General features: G+C 52.8%; 13 protein-coding genes. 2 read left to right on the top strand and 11 right to left on the bottom strand.

Translation table 11 applies throughout. From position 1 onward, the window contains the following. Positions 1-49: 49 nt before the first annotated feature. The 6 genes from ANT_RS16095 to ANT_RS04640 all read right to left on the bottom strand — a co-directional run bounded on the left by ANT_RS16095 (position 50) and on the right by ANT_RS04640 (position 7357). Positions 50-1684 carry a PDZ domain-containing protein gene (locus ANT_RS16095; protein WP_013559359.1) on the bottom strand — a complete coding sequence of 545 codons (1635 nt, stop codon included), beginning with the start codon at positions 1682-1684 and terminating at the stop codon, positions 50-52. Between the two features lie 351 nt (positions 1685-2035). Beyond that, positions 2036-3451, bottom strand: coding sequence for a sensor histidine kinase (locus tag ANT_RS04660; RefSeq protein WP_013559357.1), 1416 nt, complete (start codon positions 3449-3451; stop codon positions 2036-2038). Continuing rightward, positions 3448-4152, bottom strand: coding sequence for a response regulator transcription factor (locus ANT_RS04655; protein ID WP_013559356.1), 705 nt, complete (start codon positions 4150-4152; stop codon positions 3448-3450). The genes ANT_RS04660 and ANT_RS04655 overlap by 4 nt, the downstream gene beginning before the upstream one ends. 88 nt (positions 4153-4240) lie before the next feature. Beyond that, on the bottom strand, positions 4241-4666 hold the full coding sequence (locus ANT_RS04650; protein WP_041454653.1) for a hypothetical protein: 426 nt from the start codon (positions 4664-4666) through the stop codon (positions 4241-4243). Between the two features lie 149 nt (positions 4667-4815). Then, complete coding sequence (locus tag ANT_RS04645) at positions 4816-6423, bottom strand: phytoene desaturase family protein (protein WP_013559354.1); 1608 nt, start codon at positions 6421-6423, stop codon at positions 4816-4818. Then, a complete protein-coding gene (locus tag ANT_RS04640; protein WP_013559353.1) occupies positions 6410-7357 on the bottom strand; it encodes an SDR family NAD(P)-dependent oxidoreductase in 948 nt (315 codons plus the stop codon). The genes ANT_RS04645 and ANT_RS04640 overlap by 14 nt, the downstream gene beginning before the upstream one ends. A 254-nt stretch (positions 7358-7611) precedes the next feature. Here ANT_RS04640 and ANT_RS04635 point away from each other — a divergent pair, with 254 nt between their 5' ends. Then, entirely contained in the window at positions 7612-9174 is a 1563-nt protein-coding gene (locus ANT_RS04635) for an FGGY-family carbohydrate kinase (RefSeq protein WP_013559352.1), read from the top strand. On the opposite strand, the gene ANT_RS04630 is transcribed toward ANT_RS04635, so the two are convergent. Both ANT_RS04630 and ANT_RS04625 read right to left on the bottom strand, forming a co-directional pair. Further along, entirely contained in the window at positions 9171-9860 is a 690-nt protein-coding gene (locus tag ANT_RS04630; protein ID WP_013559351.1) for a response regulator, read from the bottom strand. The genes ANT_RS04635 and ANT_RS04630 overlap by 4 nt on opposite strands. Next, complete coding sequence (locus ANT_RS04625; RefSeq protein ID WP_013559350.1) at positions 9857-12418, bottom strand: ATP-binding protein; 2562 nt, start codon at positions 12416-12418, stop codon at positions 9857-9859. The genes ANT_RS04630 and ANT_RS04625 overlap by 4 nt, the downstream gene beginning before the upstream one ends. Positions 12419-12510: 92 nt before the next feature. Between ANT_RS04625 and ANT_RS04620 the strand changes: the two genes are divergently transcribed. Further along, a complete protein-coding gene (locus ANT_RS04620) occupies positions 12511-13956 on the top strand; it encodes an MATE family efflux transporter (RefSeq protein WP_013559349.1) in 1446 nt (481 codons plus the stop codon). Here ANT_RS04620 and ANT_RS04615 read toward each other — a convergent pair. The 3 genes from ANT_RS04615 to ANT_RS04610 are packed head-to-tail and all read right to left on the bottom strand — an operon-like array spanning position 13940 to position 18744. Further along, entirely contained in the window at positions 13940-15799 is a 1860-nt protein-coding gene (locus tag ANT_RS04615; protein ID WP_013559348.1) for a hypothetical protein, read from the bottom strand. The two genes, ANT_RS04620 and ANT_RS04615, sit on opposite strands and share 17 nt — an antisense overlap. Positions 15800-15808: 9 nt before the next feature. Then, on the bottom strand, positions 15809-16543 hold the full coding sequence (locus ANT_RS17300) for a hypothetical protein (protein WP_172634572.1): 735 nt from the start codon (positions 16541-16543) through the stop codon (positions 15809-15811). Further along, the gene (locus ANT_RS04610) at positions 16525-18744 is read right to left on the bottom strand and encodes a cache domain-containing protein (protein WP_013559346.1); all 2220 of its coding nucleotides are present in this window, start codon (positions 18742-18744) and stop codon (positions 16525-16527) included. The genes ANT_RS17300 and ANT_RS04610 overlap by 19 nt, the downstream gene beginning before the upstream one ends. Positions 18745-18770 lie beyond the last annotated feature (26 nt).

The following is an 18770-nucleotide window of genomic DNA, read 5'->3' as shown; positions in this document are numbered from 1 at the left end:
GGAAGAGAGGGGCGGCTTTCTCAGGAGGAGACAGAAACCCTGTAACTGGTTATGGACGAGCCTCTAAGGTGACTTCTACCGTGCGCTCTCGACCGTTGCGCAGGATAGTGACATTGACCACATCACCGGGGGAGTGCTGAGCCAGCACATCCTGCAAGTCTTTCAGACTGGTGATGGCTTGATCGTCAATCGCAAGGATGACATCGCCACCCGCCAGCACCATACGCCCATTGATAGAGACCGGACGGGTGCCACCACGCAAACCGGCTTTATCAGCAGGGCTATCTGCCTGTACCCGCTGGATAAGGATACCGGTAGTGTCTTTTGGCAGGTTCAAGCCTTCAACCAGTGCTTCATCCAGCACAACGCCGCTGATCCCCAGATAGACCTGGCCCGACGTTGCACTGGCGGTTTGCTTGCTAGATGGACGGGCTTCCAACGTAACCGAAACAGTCTTTTCCTTGCCATCACGTAGGATGGTGATGTTCACCTGATCTCCCACATTGGTTTTGGTGGCAAGGTAGGCAATGACATCCTCAATTGTCTGGGTAGGCTCACCATTGATAGCCACGATGACATCTCCACCTACCATGGCTGTACTGCCATCCAGTTTCACTTCCTCTGTACTACCACGCAGACCGGCTTTATCGGCAGGGCTGTCCTTTGCCACTTCGATAATTAAGGCACCGCGTTGTTCTTCATCCAATTTCATGGCTTTGGCAACCGCCGGAGTAAGTGACGTACCGGTAATACCCAGCCAGGCATGCTCATATTTGCCATTGGCAATCAAAGAAGGCACCACCTTGCGCACGATGATAGAGGGGATGACAAATCCAATCCCTGCATTCGAGCGCGTTGTTGATTCAATCGCAGCAGTCACGCCCATCACATTGCCCTGAGCATCCACCAGTACGCCCCCCGAATTGCCCGGGTTAATGGGTGCATCGGTTTGAATGACTTCGGGAATGGAATAGCGCGTCTCTCCAGCGGGCAGAGTGCGCCCGGTAGCGCTGACAATCCCTACTGTCATGGTATTGGACAACCCAAAGGGATTCCCGATAGCAATGGCTAACTGCCCCACCTGTACCTGGGAAGAGTCTGCTAACGTAACTGGCACCAGACGATCTGCAGAAACGTCCACTTTGATAACTGCTAAATCTGTATACGGATCCGTGCCTATCAGTTCAGCAGGAACGACATAACCATCGGAAAAAGTGACTTCAATCTTGTCCGCACCTTCCACCACATGGTTATTGGTCACAATATGCCCTTCTTTGTCCCAAACAAAGCCAGACCCCTGCCCTTCCTGGATTTGAGGGGTATCAGGCAAATTCCCAAAGGGATCAAAGAAGAATGGGAAATCCGGGAAGGACTGCGGCACTGCTGAAACCTGGGAGACTACCCGAATACTGACTACGGAAGGGTTAACCTTTTGATAGACCTGCTCCAGAGTCCCTTCATACGCTGCCAGCACACCACTTGCACCGGGCGCTACTGCAGTCGGGGTGGGAATATTTTTCTGAGCAACCGGAGTTGCTTCCTGAAGATTCGGAGAAGGTTCTGAAGATTTCACAAACGGCAAAGCCTCAAGGAACGAAGGGAAAGCATTACAGGCCGCAAGCGTGAAAACGGTTAGAAGAACTACTCCCGTTTTGAAAAGTGAACGCCATGTGATTTTTTCCATAGAGCCTCCTGTTGAAGGATGTTTTATCGGAAGAACCAGTTAAACACATAGAGCAGGAAAACCACCAACGCCAGACCGGCAAACAGGAAGGAGAAGAAAAGCCAGCCCCCTTCCCGTATTCTGCGAAGCCAGAATCGAGAGCCCGCTCGTCCCCATCGAGGTCGTGATACTCTCCAAAATATCCGGCGCATCATCGCTCCGCACTCCTTTTCAGGTTTTTCCTGTTCCGAATATACCCGAGAGAATTCCATTAAGTCTTTAAGAACACCTCATCCCAACCTTATGATTTCCTTAAGACAAAAATTCCCCGAACAATGGTGTTCGGGGAAAATTAGAGAGAAAAGGAAAAAATCATCCCTGGAGAGGCAAAACAATGGTAAAGGCACTGCCCTGCCCAACGATGCTTTCGACGTCAATACGTCCGCCATGGGCTTTGACCACATCCCGCGCAATGCTCAACCCCAACCCCATGCCTTCAACAAAACGCTTGCCCTGCGTTCCACGATAAAAGGGTGTAAAAATTTTTTCCAGTTCATCCGGTGGAATGCCTGCCCCAGTATCCCGCACGCAGATGCGCACTTCAGCGGGGGTTTGAGAGACTTCGAGGCGAATCAGGCCACCCGCAGGGGTGAACTTGACGGCATTACTGAGCAGATTTCCCAGCGCCTGCCCCATACGTACCGGGTCAATCGAGAGAGAAGGCAATTCATCCGGAATCACCGTCTCCCAGCGAACACCCTGTTCCGCCGCATTCACCTGCCAGGGAGCAATCAGTTCACCAAGCCAGGCTTTGAGATCAACCGGTTTGCGCTCCAGTTCCAAATCTCCCAGTACCTGATCGTACAGGTGGGTCAATTCGCCCAGCAGGCTTTGCAAGCGCACCAGTTCATTTTCCATTCCATTCAACAGTTCCCCAGATAGAACGTGGTCGTTCACCGCTCCGTTGAGCAGGGCTTGAACGGCAGAGCGCAGAGCGCCCAACGGACGCCCCAACTCATGCACCAGGTTTGCCAGCAATTGGCGTCGAGCACTTTCCAGATTTTTCAGGCGTTCTGCCAGCACATTGACGGCTTCCACCAGCACACGTATTTCCTGGGGTCCACCCGTTGGCACAATCTCAGAGGGCTCGCCTTCAGCCAGTCGTCTGACGGCTTCGGTAGCCCGGCTGAGCGGTCTTTCCAGCCCAACAGCCAGCCGCCAGCCAATCAGCGCACCCACTGCCAGCCCCAACAGTAATACGCCGGCAATAAGCAGGCGCTGTTGAACAAACTGCGCACCAATATCCTCAAACAAATAGGTGATGCGCACCACACCAATCACCACCCCAAACTGGGAATCATAGACCGGCTCCCACAAATCCAGGGCTTCACCACGCAATTGACGGTTATAGTACACCTTCTGCACAATCTTTCCCTGCTGGGCTTCCTGCAAAGCAGGATGAATCAGGTAATCAGTGAGGTTTTTCAAGTCGGCGGGATCGGTGGAAGCCAGTAAACGCCCGCTGGCGCTGAAGAGCATCACCCGGGCGGAAAGACGCGGGCTGACCTGCGCCAGAATCGTCTGAGCATAAACGGGATCGCTCCAGATGCGCAGTTGATCGCGGGTAATTTCAGCCACCAGCGCGGCATTGCCGGAGTAGGCTTTGAGCAAGCCCGGAAGAAGCACACGGGTTTCCAGAAAATAAATCAGGGCAATACCAATCAGGGGCACTACGATGACGATAGGAAGCAAGTGACTGAGGATCATGCGGGCGCGCAGGGTTTTCATGTATCCTCCCCTCCAACCAGTTTATAGCCCACCCCTCTGACAGTCAGGATATAGTGTGGGTTCTGCGGGTCATCTTCCAATTTTTCCCGCAGCCAGCGGATATGCACATACAGCACCTGCGGCTCGCCCACAAACTCTGCCCCCCACACCCGCGCCAGAAGTTCATCTGCAGGAACGACTTTTCCTGCTTCCAGCGCCAGGGTATAGAGCAAGTCAAATTCGCGGGGAGAAAGATCAACCGGCTTGCCGGCGCGATGAACAGTGTGGGCTAACGGGTCAATTCTCAACTCACCAATCAGAAGGGGTTGAGGTTCCGCCGGCTTACGTTCCTCGCCTCCGGAAACCCGCCGCAGGACGGCTTTAATCCGCGCCAGTAAGATGTTAAAATCAAAGGGTTTGGTAATGTAATCGTCAGCGCCCAACTCCAACCCCAACACCTGATCAAGTTCACGCCTTCGAGCGGTGACGAAAATGACCGGCGCGCCAACTTCCTCCCGAAAGCGGCGCAAGGCATCCAGCCCGTCCATGCCCGGCAAGTTAATATCCAGCAACACGAGATCAGGTGGGGTACGCTTTGCCAGCACCAGCCCATCTTCAGCAGATGCGGCGGTAAACACCTGAAACCCCGCCTGCTCCAGGTTGAATCCCAGACTGCGGCGCATGAGGGCGTCATCATCAATCAACAGAATACTCTTGCTCATAAGATGTATCTTATGACGAGTGAAGAAAATCGTCAACGTGCCCGGGTGCCTGCCTCATCCATGCCACGCGATTGTCGTTATTTCCGGCTCAAAAGGAAATTAAAGCCGCTATCAAAAATAAAATAATCAATGAAAAAATCATCATGCCGAGAGTTTTTGAGTAATTCCTGGGAGTAATCTGCCCGTTTTGATCCATCTTCCTGATGAGCGGGAATAAGCGCCAGTAAAAAGACAGCGTGGCAAGCGCCAGAGCAATCAGGCTAACACGTTGAAGATTGGCATCGCCGAAAATAGCAATACCCACCAGAAGAAAAATGAAAATTAATTTTGCCCCCGCTACCCAGTAAACCAGATACTGAACAAAATCATGAATTTCCGGGTACTGCCGGGATTTTTCCCAAGCAGAGAACACCCCCACCGCATTGGCTCGTCGGGAAGCGGGGAAGAAATACAAAGCCAGCACATTGGAAAACTCCAGCAAGGCAAAACCGAGGATGACTATTTTGGCAAACATGTTAAGCTCCCCATACCGGGACGAATTTCCTGGATTGATTCGATAAACAAAACGTCCAATTTCGCAATCCATTACGGACAGTTAATCATTCTGGTATTACGTCTCTTACCATGCAGAAAGTTTTGAAAAGGTATTCGTGAAAGGTCAATTCACTTTTTCTTTGCCTGCTTGATAATATTTTGGGCGGCGTACCAGCCTGTCAGCATGGCAATAGGAACACCCGCCGGGGAATAAGACCACTGACCTGCCTGATAAATATGCGGGATGGGGGTGAGGACAGAGGCGGGGATATCCCTTAATGAACTGATGACCGGCGGAGGGGTTTCAAATGACCACCCTGTAATGGCTCCTTCAGAACTTCCGGAGATTTTCTGGATGGTAAGTGGCGTAGAAGAAAACCTGAAGAGGACATCCTCATCCATTTGTTTGTAAATTGTCTCCGAAAGAATCTGGATGATGTGAGTTTCACAGAAATCCTTGAATTCATCATACCAGCCGGCTTGTTCGACCTTCTTAATGATTTCGTAATCAAAAAGGCAACTCACCATAAGCCCGGTTTTTCCTTCCGGAGCAAGCGAGGGATCTCGGAGAACCGGCACGGAAATTTCAAAGGTATTCAACCTGAGGTATTTTTCCAGCCACGCAAGAATTTCAGTTTTCGATAATTGATCGAACTCTTCAATAAGACGAACTCTCTCTTCGTGATTCGTGGCTCCCAGTCCTTGCCTGGAAGGGGTATAAAACAAATGCTCTCCACCATGTTGCCGGAAAAACGAAGGCGAACGATTCACCCCAAGGTACAGGATAAAGACCGATTCAGCCCCTCTCGATGACAGTTTACGCTGAGACTCAACGTTGACTTTTTCGAGAGTTCTTGCATCCAGACCCGTTCGCTTCAGGATGCGGTACAAAGTTTTCAAATCTGCCGCCCAGATTAAATCATCGTAGGGATACTCCCTGCCTTCTGAGTCAATCACTTTCGACTCAGATGGGACAACTTCCACGATAGTCTTATTTACCTCGATCTCTCCACCCCACTCCAGGACCTTTTCTTTCAAGAGATTGCTCAAAACTCCTGTTCCGCCCTTCGGGTAGAAGTAGTCCAGATACACGTAAAAATATCCCAGGGCAAAATGCGCAGGGGTTTTTCTGAAAAAGTGCTGGATTAAGATATCGATCAAAGACTGGTTGGATGTGCGCCTCTTGAGAAAATCCTCCATTGGCATGTTGTATTGATTGAGTTTTACCAGCGCGTGCAAAAACTTGAACGTCCACGGAATAAGTTTCCTGAAGATGAAAGCCCTGTTCTTCCTGAAATCCACGAAATTGGGATTGTCAAATTCATATAATACCCGGGTGTATTCCGAGATTTGGGCAATATCAGCAATGATTTGGTCAATTTCCGTTTTGTGCTCAGGATAGAGTTGTATTAAGACTCGTCGATATTCCTGTAAATCATCCATTGAATGGATACTGAACAGATCGTTTTCAATTCCAATAGAAATTGTATTTTTGATAAAGTCCCATTGAATCCCCAAATGTCTTAGCATAGGTTGGATGATTCCGGAATTGACAAAAGCCCTGGGTCCTGAGTCGAAAAAGAAGCCCTTGCTTTCAAAAGTACCCACCAGTCCCCCAACCCGATCATTTTTATCCAGTAACAGAACCTCATAATTTTCCCGGGCTAAATATGCCGCCGCCGTGAGTCCTGCCATCCCTGCTCCTACAATGACCACTCGCTTTTTATTTTTGTTCATGAAAACCTCCCAACTCCATGCTGATTTTCCACAACTTCATGGCAGCATCACGATCCAGCGCTGGCGGAGCGGGTTCTTCGACGGTAGTGAGGTTGAAAAATTTGCCTGAAACATTTTCCACTTCGGGGGAAACCCCCAAATAGTAAAGGGCTTCGGCGGCATCATCAATGGGACGGGCAAACCGATCAATGAACAGGCTCTTGAACTTTTTATAAAGCCATCCGTTGCTTTGTCCACTATTGGTTCTGACATTTCCGGGATGCATGGCATTCACGGTTACACCGGTACCCTGAAAATATTCATCCAATACAATCATCGAAAGCAACTGCGCCAACTTCGCCGCGCCATAACTCTTTATGCCCGAATAACGACGTTTGTTCCAGAATAAATCATCAAAATCCAACCCCCATACTGCAAAGCGATAGGCTTCCGAATTAACAAAAATGATTCGTCCTTTGTTTTGGGCTTTGAATTTCTCCAGAAGGTAATAATTCAGAATAAAGGTACTCAGGTAATTTGTCTGAAAGACAGTTTCAAGACCATCTTCTGTGATAGTTTTCCGGGTCAGATACACCCCTGCATTATGAACTAAGACATCAATGTCTCTCTCAAGCGCTACTAAATGTCGGGCTGTTGAATGAATGTCGGATAATCTGGAAAAATCAGCCATAAAGTACGAGCAGTTAACCTGAAATTCACGCTTCAGTTCTTCACATATTGCTTCCGATTTCTGTTGATTCCGATTGATTAATATTAAATCTGCTCCATGAGAAGCATATTTTCTTGCAGTAGCATGTCCAATCCCCGATGTCGCCCCGGTGATCACGACCAGTCGATGAGGGCAATCATCCATGCAAATTTTTGGCTCTAATTTCAGATTATGAATCATGGTAAAGACATTTGACCACTGATACTGTTTGTAATATGGATGCATCTAATCTCCCCTGCTCTTTTTTATTGCATTCTCAAACCTTAAGAAAATGGTGAGCCACAAGTTACCCAAACCGACAAAATACCAGGTTCAGGTTACAAAAGGACCTCACCTACACTATTATACTTTGGCGACTCATTTGACAAATCTTTTAGCCCCCAAAATAGTGCAAAAAGTGTGCATTACACCTTCTGGGCTTCCTGTTCGTGCTCATTGTCCTGTGATATATTTTGGACACATTTCCACTGGAGAAGGTCATGCCCGGAGAACATTTACTTGCCATTGATCATGGAACTCAGAGCGTACGCGCTCTGGTGTTCGACTTGCGCGGGAATCTGCTGGCAAAGTCGCGCGTCCTGATTGAAGACTACGACACCCCAAGCCCGGGCTGGGCAGAGAAAGACCCGCGAGAGTTCTGGAAGGCAGTTTGTCAGGCATGCCAGGGGTTGTGGCAAATCCCCGGCGTATCCCGTGAATCCATCGCCGGAGTAGCACTCACCACCCAACGCTCCACGGTCATCAATGTGGATAAACAGGGCAATCCGTTGCGCCCAGCCATCGTCTGGCTGGATCAGCGCCGCACCTCTGGATTAGAACCTGTACGCGGCTTCTGGGGAACCGCCTTTGCCCTGACCGGCATGACCGAAACTGTCGCCTACCTGCAATCGGAAGCCGAAGCCAACTGGATTCGCACCCACCAGCCGGAAATCTGGCGGCAAACACACAAATACCTTTTTCTCTCCGGTTATTTAACCTACCTGCTGACGGGAAATTTTGTGGACTCGGTAGGCTCTCAGGTGGGGTACGTCCCCTTTGACTACCGGCGTTTGCAGTGGGCGCATTCGTCCGATTGGAAATGGCAAGCCGTACCCATGGACCCTGCCATCCTTCCCGACCTCGTTCCCCCTACCGGTGTGCTGGGCACCATTACCCGAAGTGCCTCAGAAGCCACAGGGATACCCGAGGGCTTGCCACTCATCGCAGCAGCGGCAGATAAAGCCTGTGAAGTTATCGGTGCGGGTTGCTTGGACCCCCACATCGCCTGTCTGAGTTACGGCACCACCGCAACCATCAATACCACCCACCGCCGATACATTGAGATCATCCCGCTCATCCCGCCCTATCCTTCCGCTGTGCCAGGAGCGTATAGCCTGGAACTGCAAATTTATCGCGGGTACTGGATGGTCTCATGGTTCAAGCGGGAATTTGCCCAGAATGAACAGCGCCTTGCCGAAGAGCGCGGTGTAGAGGTAGAAGCCCTGTTCGACGACCTGGTCAACTCCGTTCCGCCCGGCTCGCTGGGATTGATGCTTCAGCCCTTCTGGTCGCCGGGGTTAAAAGTGCCGGGACCGGAAGCCAAAGGCGCGATTATCGGCTTTGGGGATATCCACACCCGCGCGCACCTGTACCGCTCCATTCTCGAAGGTGTGGCTTATGCCCTGAGAGAAGGCGCGGAACGTACCTCGCGGCGCAGTGGCGTGCCGATTACCGAAATTCGCGTGGCAGGGGGTGGCAGTCAGAGCAACGCCGCCATGCAACTCACGGCGGATATCTTCGGGCTTCCTGCGACCCGTCCACACGTTTACGAAGCCTCCGGGCTGGGCGCCGCCATGGATGCCGCGGTAGGACTAAAACTGCACCCCGATTTCGAAACCGCCGTTCAGGAAATGACCCACCCCGGGCATCTCTTCGAACCCAACCCGGTACATCACCACGTGTACGATGAACTCTATCAGCGGGTGTACCGCAAGATGTACGAACGCCTCAAACCACTGTATGAGGAAATTCGCGAGATTACCGGCTACCCGCCGCGGGATTAATCCTCGCGCAGACGATAGCCTACCCCCGGCTCAGTCAGGATATAGCGCGGTTGATCGGGGTTGGGCTCAATTTTCCGCCTCAGGTTGCTGATGTTCACCCGCAACAAATGGGCTTCGTTCTCATAGGCGGGGCCCCACACCTGACGGAGCAACTGATTATGGGTCAACACCCTGCCGGCATGCTGAACCAGGACCTTGATTAAGTCGTATTCAGTGGGTGTCAGGGCTACACGGTTGCCCTGCACGAACACTTCCCGCTTCCCCAAATCTACCCGTAAATCCTCGACCTCAAACACGGTATCCTGCTGATCGGGAGTACGATGGCGTATTGCTACACGAATACGCGCAAGCAGTTCTTTGATCCCAAACGGTTTGGTCAGGTAATCATCCGCACCGGCGTCCAGTGCCACCACTTTGTCATCTTCGCGGTCGCGGACTGACAGGATGAGAATAGGCACGTTGCTCCATTCGCGAATACGACGTACCACCTCCACCCCGTCGATATCCGGCAATCCCAGGTCAAGGATAAGAATATCGGGATGCTCCGTCATCGCGGATTGAAGGGCTTCGTTCCCCGTAGCGGCTTCCAGCACTTCATACCCCAACGCAGTCAATGAGGTACGCAGGTAACGGCGAATGGCGCGTTCATCATCCACCACCAGAATTCTCAAACCGGTATCGCTCATTTTGACTCTCCCGATGCTTTTATGGGTATGGTAAAGGTAAACTTGGCACCGCCATCCGGACGATTTTCTGCCCAGATGCGCCCGCCATGGATTTCCACAATCCCCTTGCAAATAGACAGCCCTAACCCCGTCCCTGAAACGCCATCCGGACGCTGAACGCGGTAAAACTTACCAAAAATGCGCTCCAAATCTTCCGGGGGAATGCCCTCGCCGCGATCCGCCACGGAGATGTACAGAGCACCATCCCTTACCTTCGCTTCGACATTAATTTCCGAACCGGGCGGGGAATATTTGACAGCATTATCCAGCAAACGTTCCAGCACCTGTTCGATGAGGACAAAATCCATTTCCACCTCGGGAATGTCAGAGGCAATGTGCGTGGAGACTTTCCTGTCCTGCAAACGCCGCTGAAACTGGGTCAACGCCGTCCCGATTAAGTCCTGCACATCGCAAGGTCTGCGCCGGATGCGCAAAGCCCCTGCTTCAATCCGGGTCATGTCCAGTAAATTGCCCACCAGACGATTCAACCGCTCGGCTTCTTCGGTGGCGTTTTCCAGCAAATCCAGGCGCGTTTCCCGATCCATTTGTAATCCATTGGTCTCGGCTTCCAGAAGACTGGAGAGAGAACCTTCTACCGCAGAAAGCGGTGTGCGCAAATCGTGGGAAATGGAATTCAACAAAGCGGTTTGAAGTTTCTCGGTCATTTGCAGAACTGCCGCCTGCTGGGCTTGCTGATTCAGGCGCACCCGTTCAATCGCCAGCGATGCCAACCCGGCAATACCATCGCGAATCTCGCGCTGTTCAGGCAAAAGGGTATGACTGGCAGGATCAGGGACGACCACAAGCACTCCAACCGGCAGGTCATGCGCCATCAACGGAATAAAACGCATGGGCGAATCGGCGAAGGTATCGGTGTCCAATCCTGCAGGGCGGCGATGTTCCAGCACCCAACGAGAAATTTTCCAGTCCCGTTCACTTAAGGAAACATTTCCTTCGCTGTGCGCAACCTTCAGTTGACCTTCCTCCAGCAACAGCACCATCACTGCGCGGTTGAACACACCCACAATATGGCGGACAATGATGCTTAACACAGCGGGCATGTCCAGGGCGCCAGCCAGTTCACGGCTGAGGGTATTCAACACCGCAGACTGCACCTGACGCCAGCGCATGGCGCGCGTCTGGCGGCGCACCGCTCTTGCCAGCGAAGCCGTGACCCAGCCGGCCGTTGCCCATCCCAGAAAGGTCAACAGCAGGGGAAGGTCTGCCCCATCCAAGCCCATTGAAGCACCGAAAAAGAACCAGGCAAACGCCAGCGTACTCAGCCCGGCCGCCAGCACACCAGCACTGCGCCCCAGCCAGAAAGACAGGGCAATCACCAGAAGCAAATAGATTCCTTCCATGCCCATTGCCCCTGGCCGCTGGCGCAAACTCCATCCCAGCAAGGTCACCAGCAAGACAGCAAGGAAGACTGCTCCCCCATTGCGCAGGTAAACCCACCAGCGTGGCGGCGTTCCTGCGCGAACGAGCGGTTTGTGAGGGGTATCAACCAGAATGACATCTACTGGCAACCCCGAACGCAATAAATGCTCTACAGGAGAAACTCCCAAACGCATGCGCCAGAGCGGGTCGCGGGGTTTTCCCAGAACCAGGCGGGTGATTCCCTGCTGGCGGCAAAACGACTCAATACCTTCCGCAATGGTTTCAGCAGGGATAAGCAGCGTATTGGCTCCGTTTTCTTCGGCAATGCGCATGGCTTTGAGCAGGTTTGCCCGTTCTTCGGCGCGTTCCCCTGCGGCAGTAGGGGTTTCCACATAGAGAACGAACCACTCGGCATTCAGGGCATCTGCCAGCATGCGTCCTTCACGTACCAGGCGCTCGGCTTCGGGGCGGTTAGAAATACCCACACAAACCCGCTCCGTACCCAGCGGGGCTCGTGCCGTCCCTAACAACGCCCGCGCTTGATCCTCTACCCGCATGGCGGCACGCCGCATCGTCAACTGGCGCAGGGCTAACAGATTGCTCTTTTGACGCAAGGTTCCTGCCGGTGGAGCGGGAGAATGCGGGTGAAGGCGTTCCAGCAATTCTTCAGGGGGCAAATCCACCACTTCCAGTTCATCGGCACGATCCAGCAATCGGTCGGGAACGGTTTGCTCAACAGGCAATCCAGTGATTTCCTCAACGGTATCCTTGAGGCTTTCCACGTGTAAAATATTCAGCGTGGTGTACACCGAAATGCCGGCATTCAGCAATTCCTCTACGTCCTGCCAGCGATATAGATGACGGCTTCCAGCAGGGTTCACCCCTTCTAACTCATCCACCAGCACCAGTTGAGGACGCCGACGAAGCACCTCGTCTAAATCCACCCCATGGGAAGAAGGAGGGAGTACCTCCAACTCTTCCAGCAATTGGCGTGTTTCGCTGTTCTCAGGCAGTTTCACCCACGCTACCAGCACATCCACTCCACGGGCTTTCTGCTGGAAGGCATCGGAGAGCATGGCAGAAGTCTTGCCCGCTCCATCGGCATAACTCAGGAAAATTTTCAGTCTGCTGTTGCTCATGGAATGAAATCTTTTGAATTATACTCATCAAATTTGGAAGGAAACTGTGGTTTAATCCATGAAAACGCTTGCAAATTTCAGGAGAGAGGACAATGAAGTCATCAATACAGCCCACTTTACAACACTGGTTTCCCTTTTTACAGGATGACGCCTACCTCGAAGCGTTGAAGTCCATCGCCGTTCCCATCATCCTGCAACAAGCCATTGCCTCAGTACTGAACGCCGTAGACGTCCTGATGCTGGGACAACTGGGCGAGGTCTCGGTTGCTGCGGTAGGGCTTGCCAACCAGTTAGGTTTTCTGATGATGTTCGTGCTGTTCGGCACCACCAGTGGCGCGGCGGCGTTCATCTCTCAGTACTGGGGAAAGCGAGATATTCCCAGCATCCGCCGCGTGCTGGGGATCGGCTTGAGCATCTGCCTGCTGGCAAGCGTGGCTTTTCTGGTCTTTGTTCAGATTTCTCCCGCCACGGCCCTGCACATCTATACCAGTGACCCAGAGGTGATTGAAACGGGTATTCCCTATCTGCGTTTAATCAGCCTCACCTATCCGATGATGGCCATTTCGTTTTGCTTTGGCATGGTGCATCGCAGTACGGGATGGGTACGTCTGCCCACCACCACAGGAATCATTGCTATCCTGATTAAGTCGGGACTGTCTTTCGTATTGATTTTCGGCTGGCTGGGGTTTCCACGCCTGGGAGTGTTCGGCGCAGCCATCGCCACGTTGATTGCTCGTGTACTGGAAACTACCATTCTGATTTTCTTCACCTACTGGAAGCATCTGCCTGCAGCGGCATCTGTGAAGGAAATGTACGATTTTAACTTCTCGTACCTGAAAGCCGTTCTGGCAGTAGCCTTTCCAGTCATTCTGAATGAGAGTTTGTGGTCGCTCGGCATCAGCACCTATAACGCCATCTATGCCCGCATCGGTACCCAGTCCATTGCTGCCTACAACATTGCCGCTACCATTGAAGGGATGGCGTTTGTATTGTTTATCGGCGTTACAGATGCCACTGCTATCATGATTGGCAATCGGCTGGGGGCAGGCGAACGCGATACGGCTTACCGCTATGGTGGCTGGTCTCTGCGTTTGAATCTCATGGGCGGTGTGCTTGTGGGCGGGCTGATCATCCTGGCTTCATTCTTCGTGCCTTCCCTCTACAATATTTCCCCTGAAGCAAAACTCTATGCCCGCAACCTGCTCGTTATCATGGGAGCATGCGTGTGGATTCGCACCTCAAACATGGTGCTGGTGGTAGGTGTTCTGAGAAGCGGGGGCGATACGCGGGTGGGAGCATTACTGGATGTAGGCACTCTCTGGGCAATTGGCGTGCCTTCGGCACTGCTGGCGGCATTTGTGTTCAAACTGGAGATTCACTGGGTCTATCTGCTGGTGATGAGCGAGGAACTGGTCAAACTGCTCATCGGTTACTGGCGGTATCGCTCACGCCGCTGGATGCATGACCTAACGGTGATTCAGAAAGAACCCCATCCCACACTTGTACCCGCCGAAGAAATTCTCAACGAAGCGGAATAATTTCATAGAGATCAACCCCGTCCTGCTGATAAATCCGTTTCAGGCGTGGGCAGTCCTTGAGATCATGTGGCTGAAGGCTGCCCACCCCTTCCCGCACATACACATGGGTCAGTTGGGCATCGCGCACTAAATCCCAGAACTCAGGGGTGCACCCTTTAAGATTCTCAGCCGTCTTTGCCCAGCGGGTAAACTGATCCTGAGCAGATGAATCTGTCCAAACATAGGGGACAGGCGGGACAAGGCTGAAACGCCCTGTGTAAGGCATCAGCCAGTAACCGCCATCCACACCGCGGTAAATTTCCCACGACCATAGCGTCGCATTGATGTAGAAACGCGCCTGCGGTGGAGTATTCTCCGCAATCCACTCCAGGGCTTTTCTATCGGCAGGGGTGACAAAAATGGTGCTCTCATTCAGCACCGAGCGCGTTTGTCGTATGCCCCACACAAGAAATAACCCCATCACCGCCACCCACAGGATAGGTTGAACCCAACGTCCGGTTTTCTGTCCCCAAGCCTGAATGGCATCCGAGATTAATGCCCCCAGCACCAGCACGGCAGGGAAAAACACCTGAATCAGGTACAAATCTCCGCGGAAGGGACCGAAGCGGGGGGCAATGGGCAAGCCCAAAAAGAAAATCAGAAAGCCCCAAATTGCCAGGGGACGCAATGAGCGCAGGCGCAGAGCAAACAGCCCACCCACCGCCGCCATGCCCATCACCCACAGATTGTAACGGGGACCAAGATACTGCCAGACATATTTCCAATCCTGCTGGTTCAGAGTAAACGTGGGCGCAGTAATTTGTACATGGTTCAGGTTGAACAGGAAAGCAGGAATCAGGTAAGGCAGAGAAAACACCCCGCCTAATGCCAGCCAGCCTAACCAGCCCCAGCGGGAAAGACTCCGGAAAAGAGAAGGCTTTTTTTCGGGTTCTACCTGTCCCCAATGAGGGATCTTAAGCAAATCCCCTAATGCCAGCACCAGAATCCATAAACCAAAAACCCACAGGGAAAGATAATGGGTCAATGCCAGTCCAGCGGAGAGCAAAGCAACCTTCCAGCCCTGCATACGGGAAGGAACTCGGCGATACTCCAGCACGGCGGACATTGCCAGGGCTTGTGCCAGCAATCCCATCAGCAGGGTATAGCGCCCCCAGGTGAGGTAATAGGCAGGCATTTGAGTCACAAACCCGCATAAAAGCGCCGCCATGCCTGCAGCAAGTGAAGGCATTTCCAGAGCCCGCCCCAGGCGATAGATTGCCAACGCCAGCAGGGCACTAATCACCTGTCCGAAAATCAGGACGGCATCGGCTGGATGCAAGCCGGTCATCCACGAGAACAAAGCCGTGAACAGGTGAAAAGGATAGTAGTAATGAAAGGGGGCATTCAGGTAAGGAGAAAGGGTTTGAGGAACTCCGCCCTGTTCCAGAATCACCCGCACAAAGAAGGTGTGATGAACTGAATCCACCCAGGCAGGCAGAACCAGAGACTTTGCCTGTTCCAGACGAAACACCAGCAGACCAGCAAAAAACACCAACCCCACCAGTAACTGAAGAACACCATGCCGGAATGCAGGCAGAGACAGTCCTCCCCCTTTCGATAAAACAGCCATCACCCAGAGGATCAATGTGAGGGCAAACCACACCAGCGCTCCCCATGCTCCAGGGAAACCCCTAACCACCCAAAACAGCATAGCAACCAGAGAGGTAAGAGCAATGCTCACCCCTACGACATCCAGAATCCTGCAGAGCAGGTCGGATGAGTCATTTTTTATCCACGCTATGAATGCCGCTCCGGGGAGCAGGAGAATCAACCCACCTGCAAGGATTTCAAACCATGGAAACATGGCAGTGGTTTATGGATACGGCGTTGGAGGTGGAGGAGTCTCTATCGGGGGCTGGTAAGGAGTGGGCGAAGGAGGAGGCGGCGGCAAGGTGTGAGTAGGCGTTGGAGGAGCAGGCGGGGTAGATGTTGGACGGGTTGCTGATGGGGTCATTGTGATGGGGAAGGGCGGGCGTGTATTGGCAGGCGTTCGGGTAGGTGAACTGGCTGGCAAGGTAGAGGTGGGTGACTGCGTTGGAGTAGCACTCCGCACCAGCGTAGGCGTAGACGAAAGAATCAGCGTAGCCGTAGGGGTTTGTGTGATGAGCCCCGTCGGCGTGGCTTCCTGAAAGGGCAACGTTGGGGTTGGAGAGGTTCCCGCCGTTGCAGTGGGATTAAACCCGGCAAACCCCGTAGGTGTGATAGTGGGCACAGGAGTTTGCAAGAAAATGGCAAGCGTGGGTAACATGCTGCTACCTGCCGGCTCGCCCAAACGCTCACGGTCTCGAATGGCTTCCTCTATCACCCCCATCTGTAATGCCCGAAACGAGTAAGCCCGCAAATCTGCGCTGTAATCTGCGGCGAGCCCGGAACGCAGGGATGCAGGAAGAAGTCCCGAGGCTTGTACCCATTCGGCAGAAAAGACAAACAATGCCAGAACGGCTACACCGAGAAGAAAAATCAAAGAAAATAGCAGGAACCACAACCACCAGTGGCGATCAGATTGTTGCCGGGAAGATGCCAGCGTAGTCATAGCATTGCCTCCCATTTGCCGCTTCCTCTGACAGGCAGGAGTTGATACACAGACAACTTCTCGCTCTTGCCCTTGACACTTTGTTCTCCCATGGAGCGCAGTTGAAACTTCTCACGATGCTCCGCTAGAGCAAGATAGGTGGCTTCACTGATTAACACCGCTGATCCATCGAAAAGTTCCCGGGTCAGGGCTTCAATACGCTGTGCAGTATTCACCGTATCGCCAATAACGGTATAGTGCAGGCGATCGGACGTACCCAATCCCCCTGCCATGACTACGCCGGTATGCACTCCTATTCCGGTAATCAATTGCGGCTCACCGCGCGCACGTCTTTGCAGGTTGAATTGCTCGATGGCTTCCAGAATCTCCACCGCCGCCTGGCAGGCAGACAACGCCGATTGCTTGGGGCTGACCAGTCGCGGTAGAATACCAAAGAACGCCAGCACAGCATCTCCATCAAATTTATTCACTACACCACCATATGCTGTAATCACAGGCACAATATGCTCAAAGTATTCGTTCAGCCACTGGAAGACTGTGGCTGGATCCACTTTTTCGGAAAGCGAGGTAAAGCCGCGAATATCGGTCATCAAAATAGTTGCCACGGCTTCCTGACCTTCCAGACGCAAATTTCCCGAAGTAAACGTCTGACGCAACTGCTCGCGCACCTCCGGGCTGACAGTACGCCCTAACAGGTCACGATAAATCGAACCTTCCTGTAAACCCGCCACCATAGAATTGAACGCCTGAGAAAGCACGGCTAACTCATCGTTGCCCTCTGCATCCACCTTAACTTCCAGATTGCCTTTGGCTACCTCCGCCGAGGCTTCCAGCAGGCGGAGAACAGGACGGGTAAAAAGATTTGCCAGTCCCAAACCCACCAGGATCACCAACAAGATACCTGCCAGTACCAGGGAGAAAATCTGTACCTGTGTTGCCCGGCTGGTACGAATCAAGAAGGCTTTGGCGAGCGAGATTCCCACCACACCCAGGTCAGAGCCGCCGCGGACCTCCCAGGGTCCCAATACCTCGGTGTAATCCAGGGAAGAGAGGGTCAGATCACGGGTTAAACTGCTCTGATCCTGCACCGAGAGCACTTGCTGAACTACCTCTCCGGAGATGGGTAAAGAGAGACCAGCAGAAAAGAGGGAAGACGCCAGCACCTGCCCATTCAAATCGTAGAAGGTTGCCGCGCTGAGCGTATCCTCCGAAACCTCGCGGGCAATGCTACTGAGGGTCTTTCCCACCAGAACCACCCCCACCTGAACGCCTTCTGCGTTGAAGACCGGTCCACTAACGTAAAAAGTTTTCCCCAGCGGGCCTTCCCCAACACCGGCAAATTTATCCCCCAATTCATCCGTCTCTCCACGCAGGGTGCGCTGAACAAAAGCCCACGTTCCATAGGCGGTATTTCCCCTCGAGGACTCATAACTGGCGCCAGCACTTCCAGGGGTGGCGAACAGAGTGAGAACGCTCTCCCCCGAAAGATTAAGCAGGGTAATTTCTTCTTCCCGAGCATTCACCGCCACCGGTAAGACCAGCACACGCAGAGATTCGGCATCCCCTTGTTGAAGCGCTGCTGCCACTCCGTCAGTGTTAGCAACCTGACGCAAAGTCCCCAACAGACGGTCTTCTTCCTGGACAAACCAGTCCTGCGCTTGCTTGCCTGTGGCATATAGTTGATTCAGAAAGCGGGATTGGCTGGATTCCATCAGGATACGACTGACCACATAGGCGCTTGCCAGCGCAAAGAGCAACGCCAGCACCAGATAGGGGAGAATAATTTTTACCCGCACGGGGACGCGCACCTGGATGGTGCGTGGCGGCAAGAGAGCCTGAGCAGGACGAGGCTGTGTCTGCTCGTACACTCGCCGTAAGGCTCCCTCAATCCAGCGCTGAGAGAAGGGCTGTCGCAGGAACACCTGTACCCCCTGTTCGCGGGCTTTCAACTCCCGTTGCAAATCGGGGTACTTATTGGTCATGATGATTTTGGTCTGCGGGTGGAACTGGCGCAAATTTCGCAGGAACACCCACCATTCATTGCTGGGAAAATGCAAATCGAAAAACACGAGGTGAGGTTTCACCTGTTGCACCAATGCCTGGGCTTGCCCTAAATCCCAGGCCTGCCACACTTCATCGCCGCGTTGCTTGAAATAACGCGCCAGTGGTTGCGCGGGGCGCATATCCGACTGAATCAACAAGACACGATTCGCCATAGTCCGCCCTAATTATACAAAGACTG

The sequence above is a fragment of the Anaerolinea thermophila UNI-1 genome (genome assembly GCF_000199675.1).
Taxonomy (GTDB): Bacteria; Chloroflexota; Anaerolineae; order Anaerolineales; family Anaerolineaceae; genus Anaerolinea; species Anaerolinea thermophila.
Note: the sequence above shows the minus strand (reverse complement) of the source record. Positions and strands in the feature narration are given on the sequence as shown.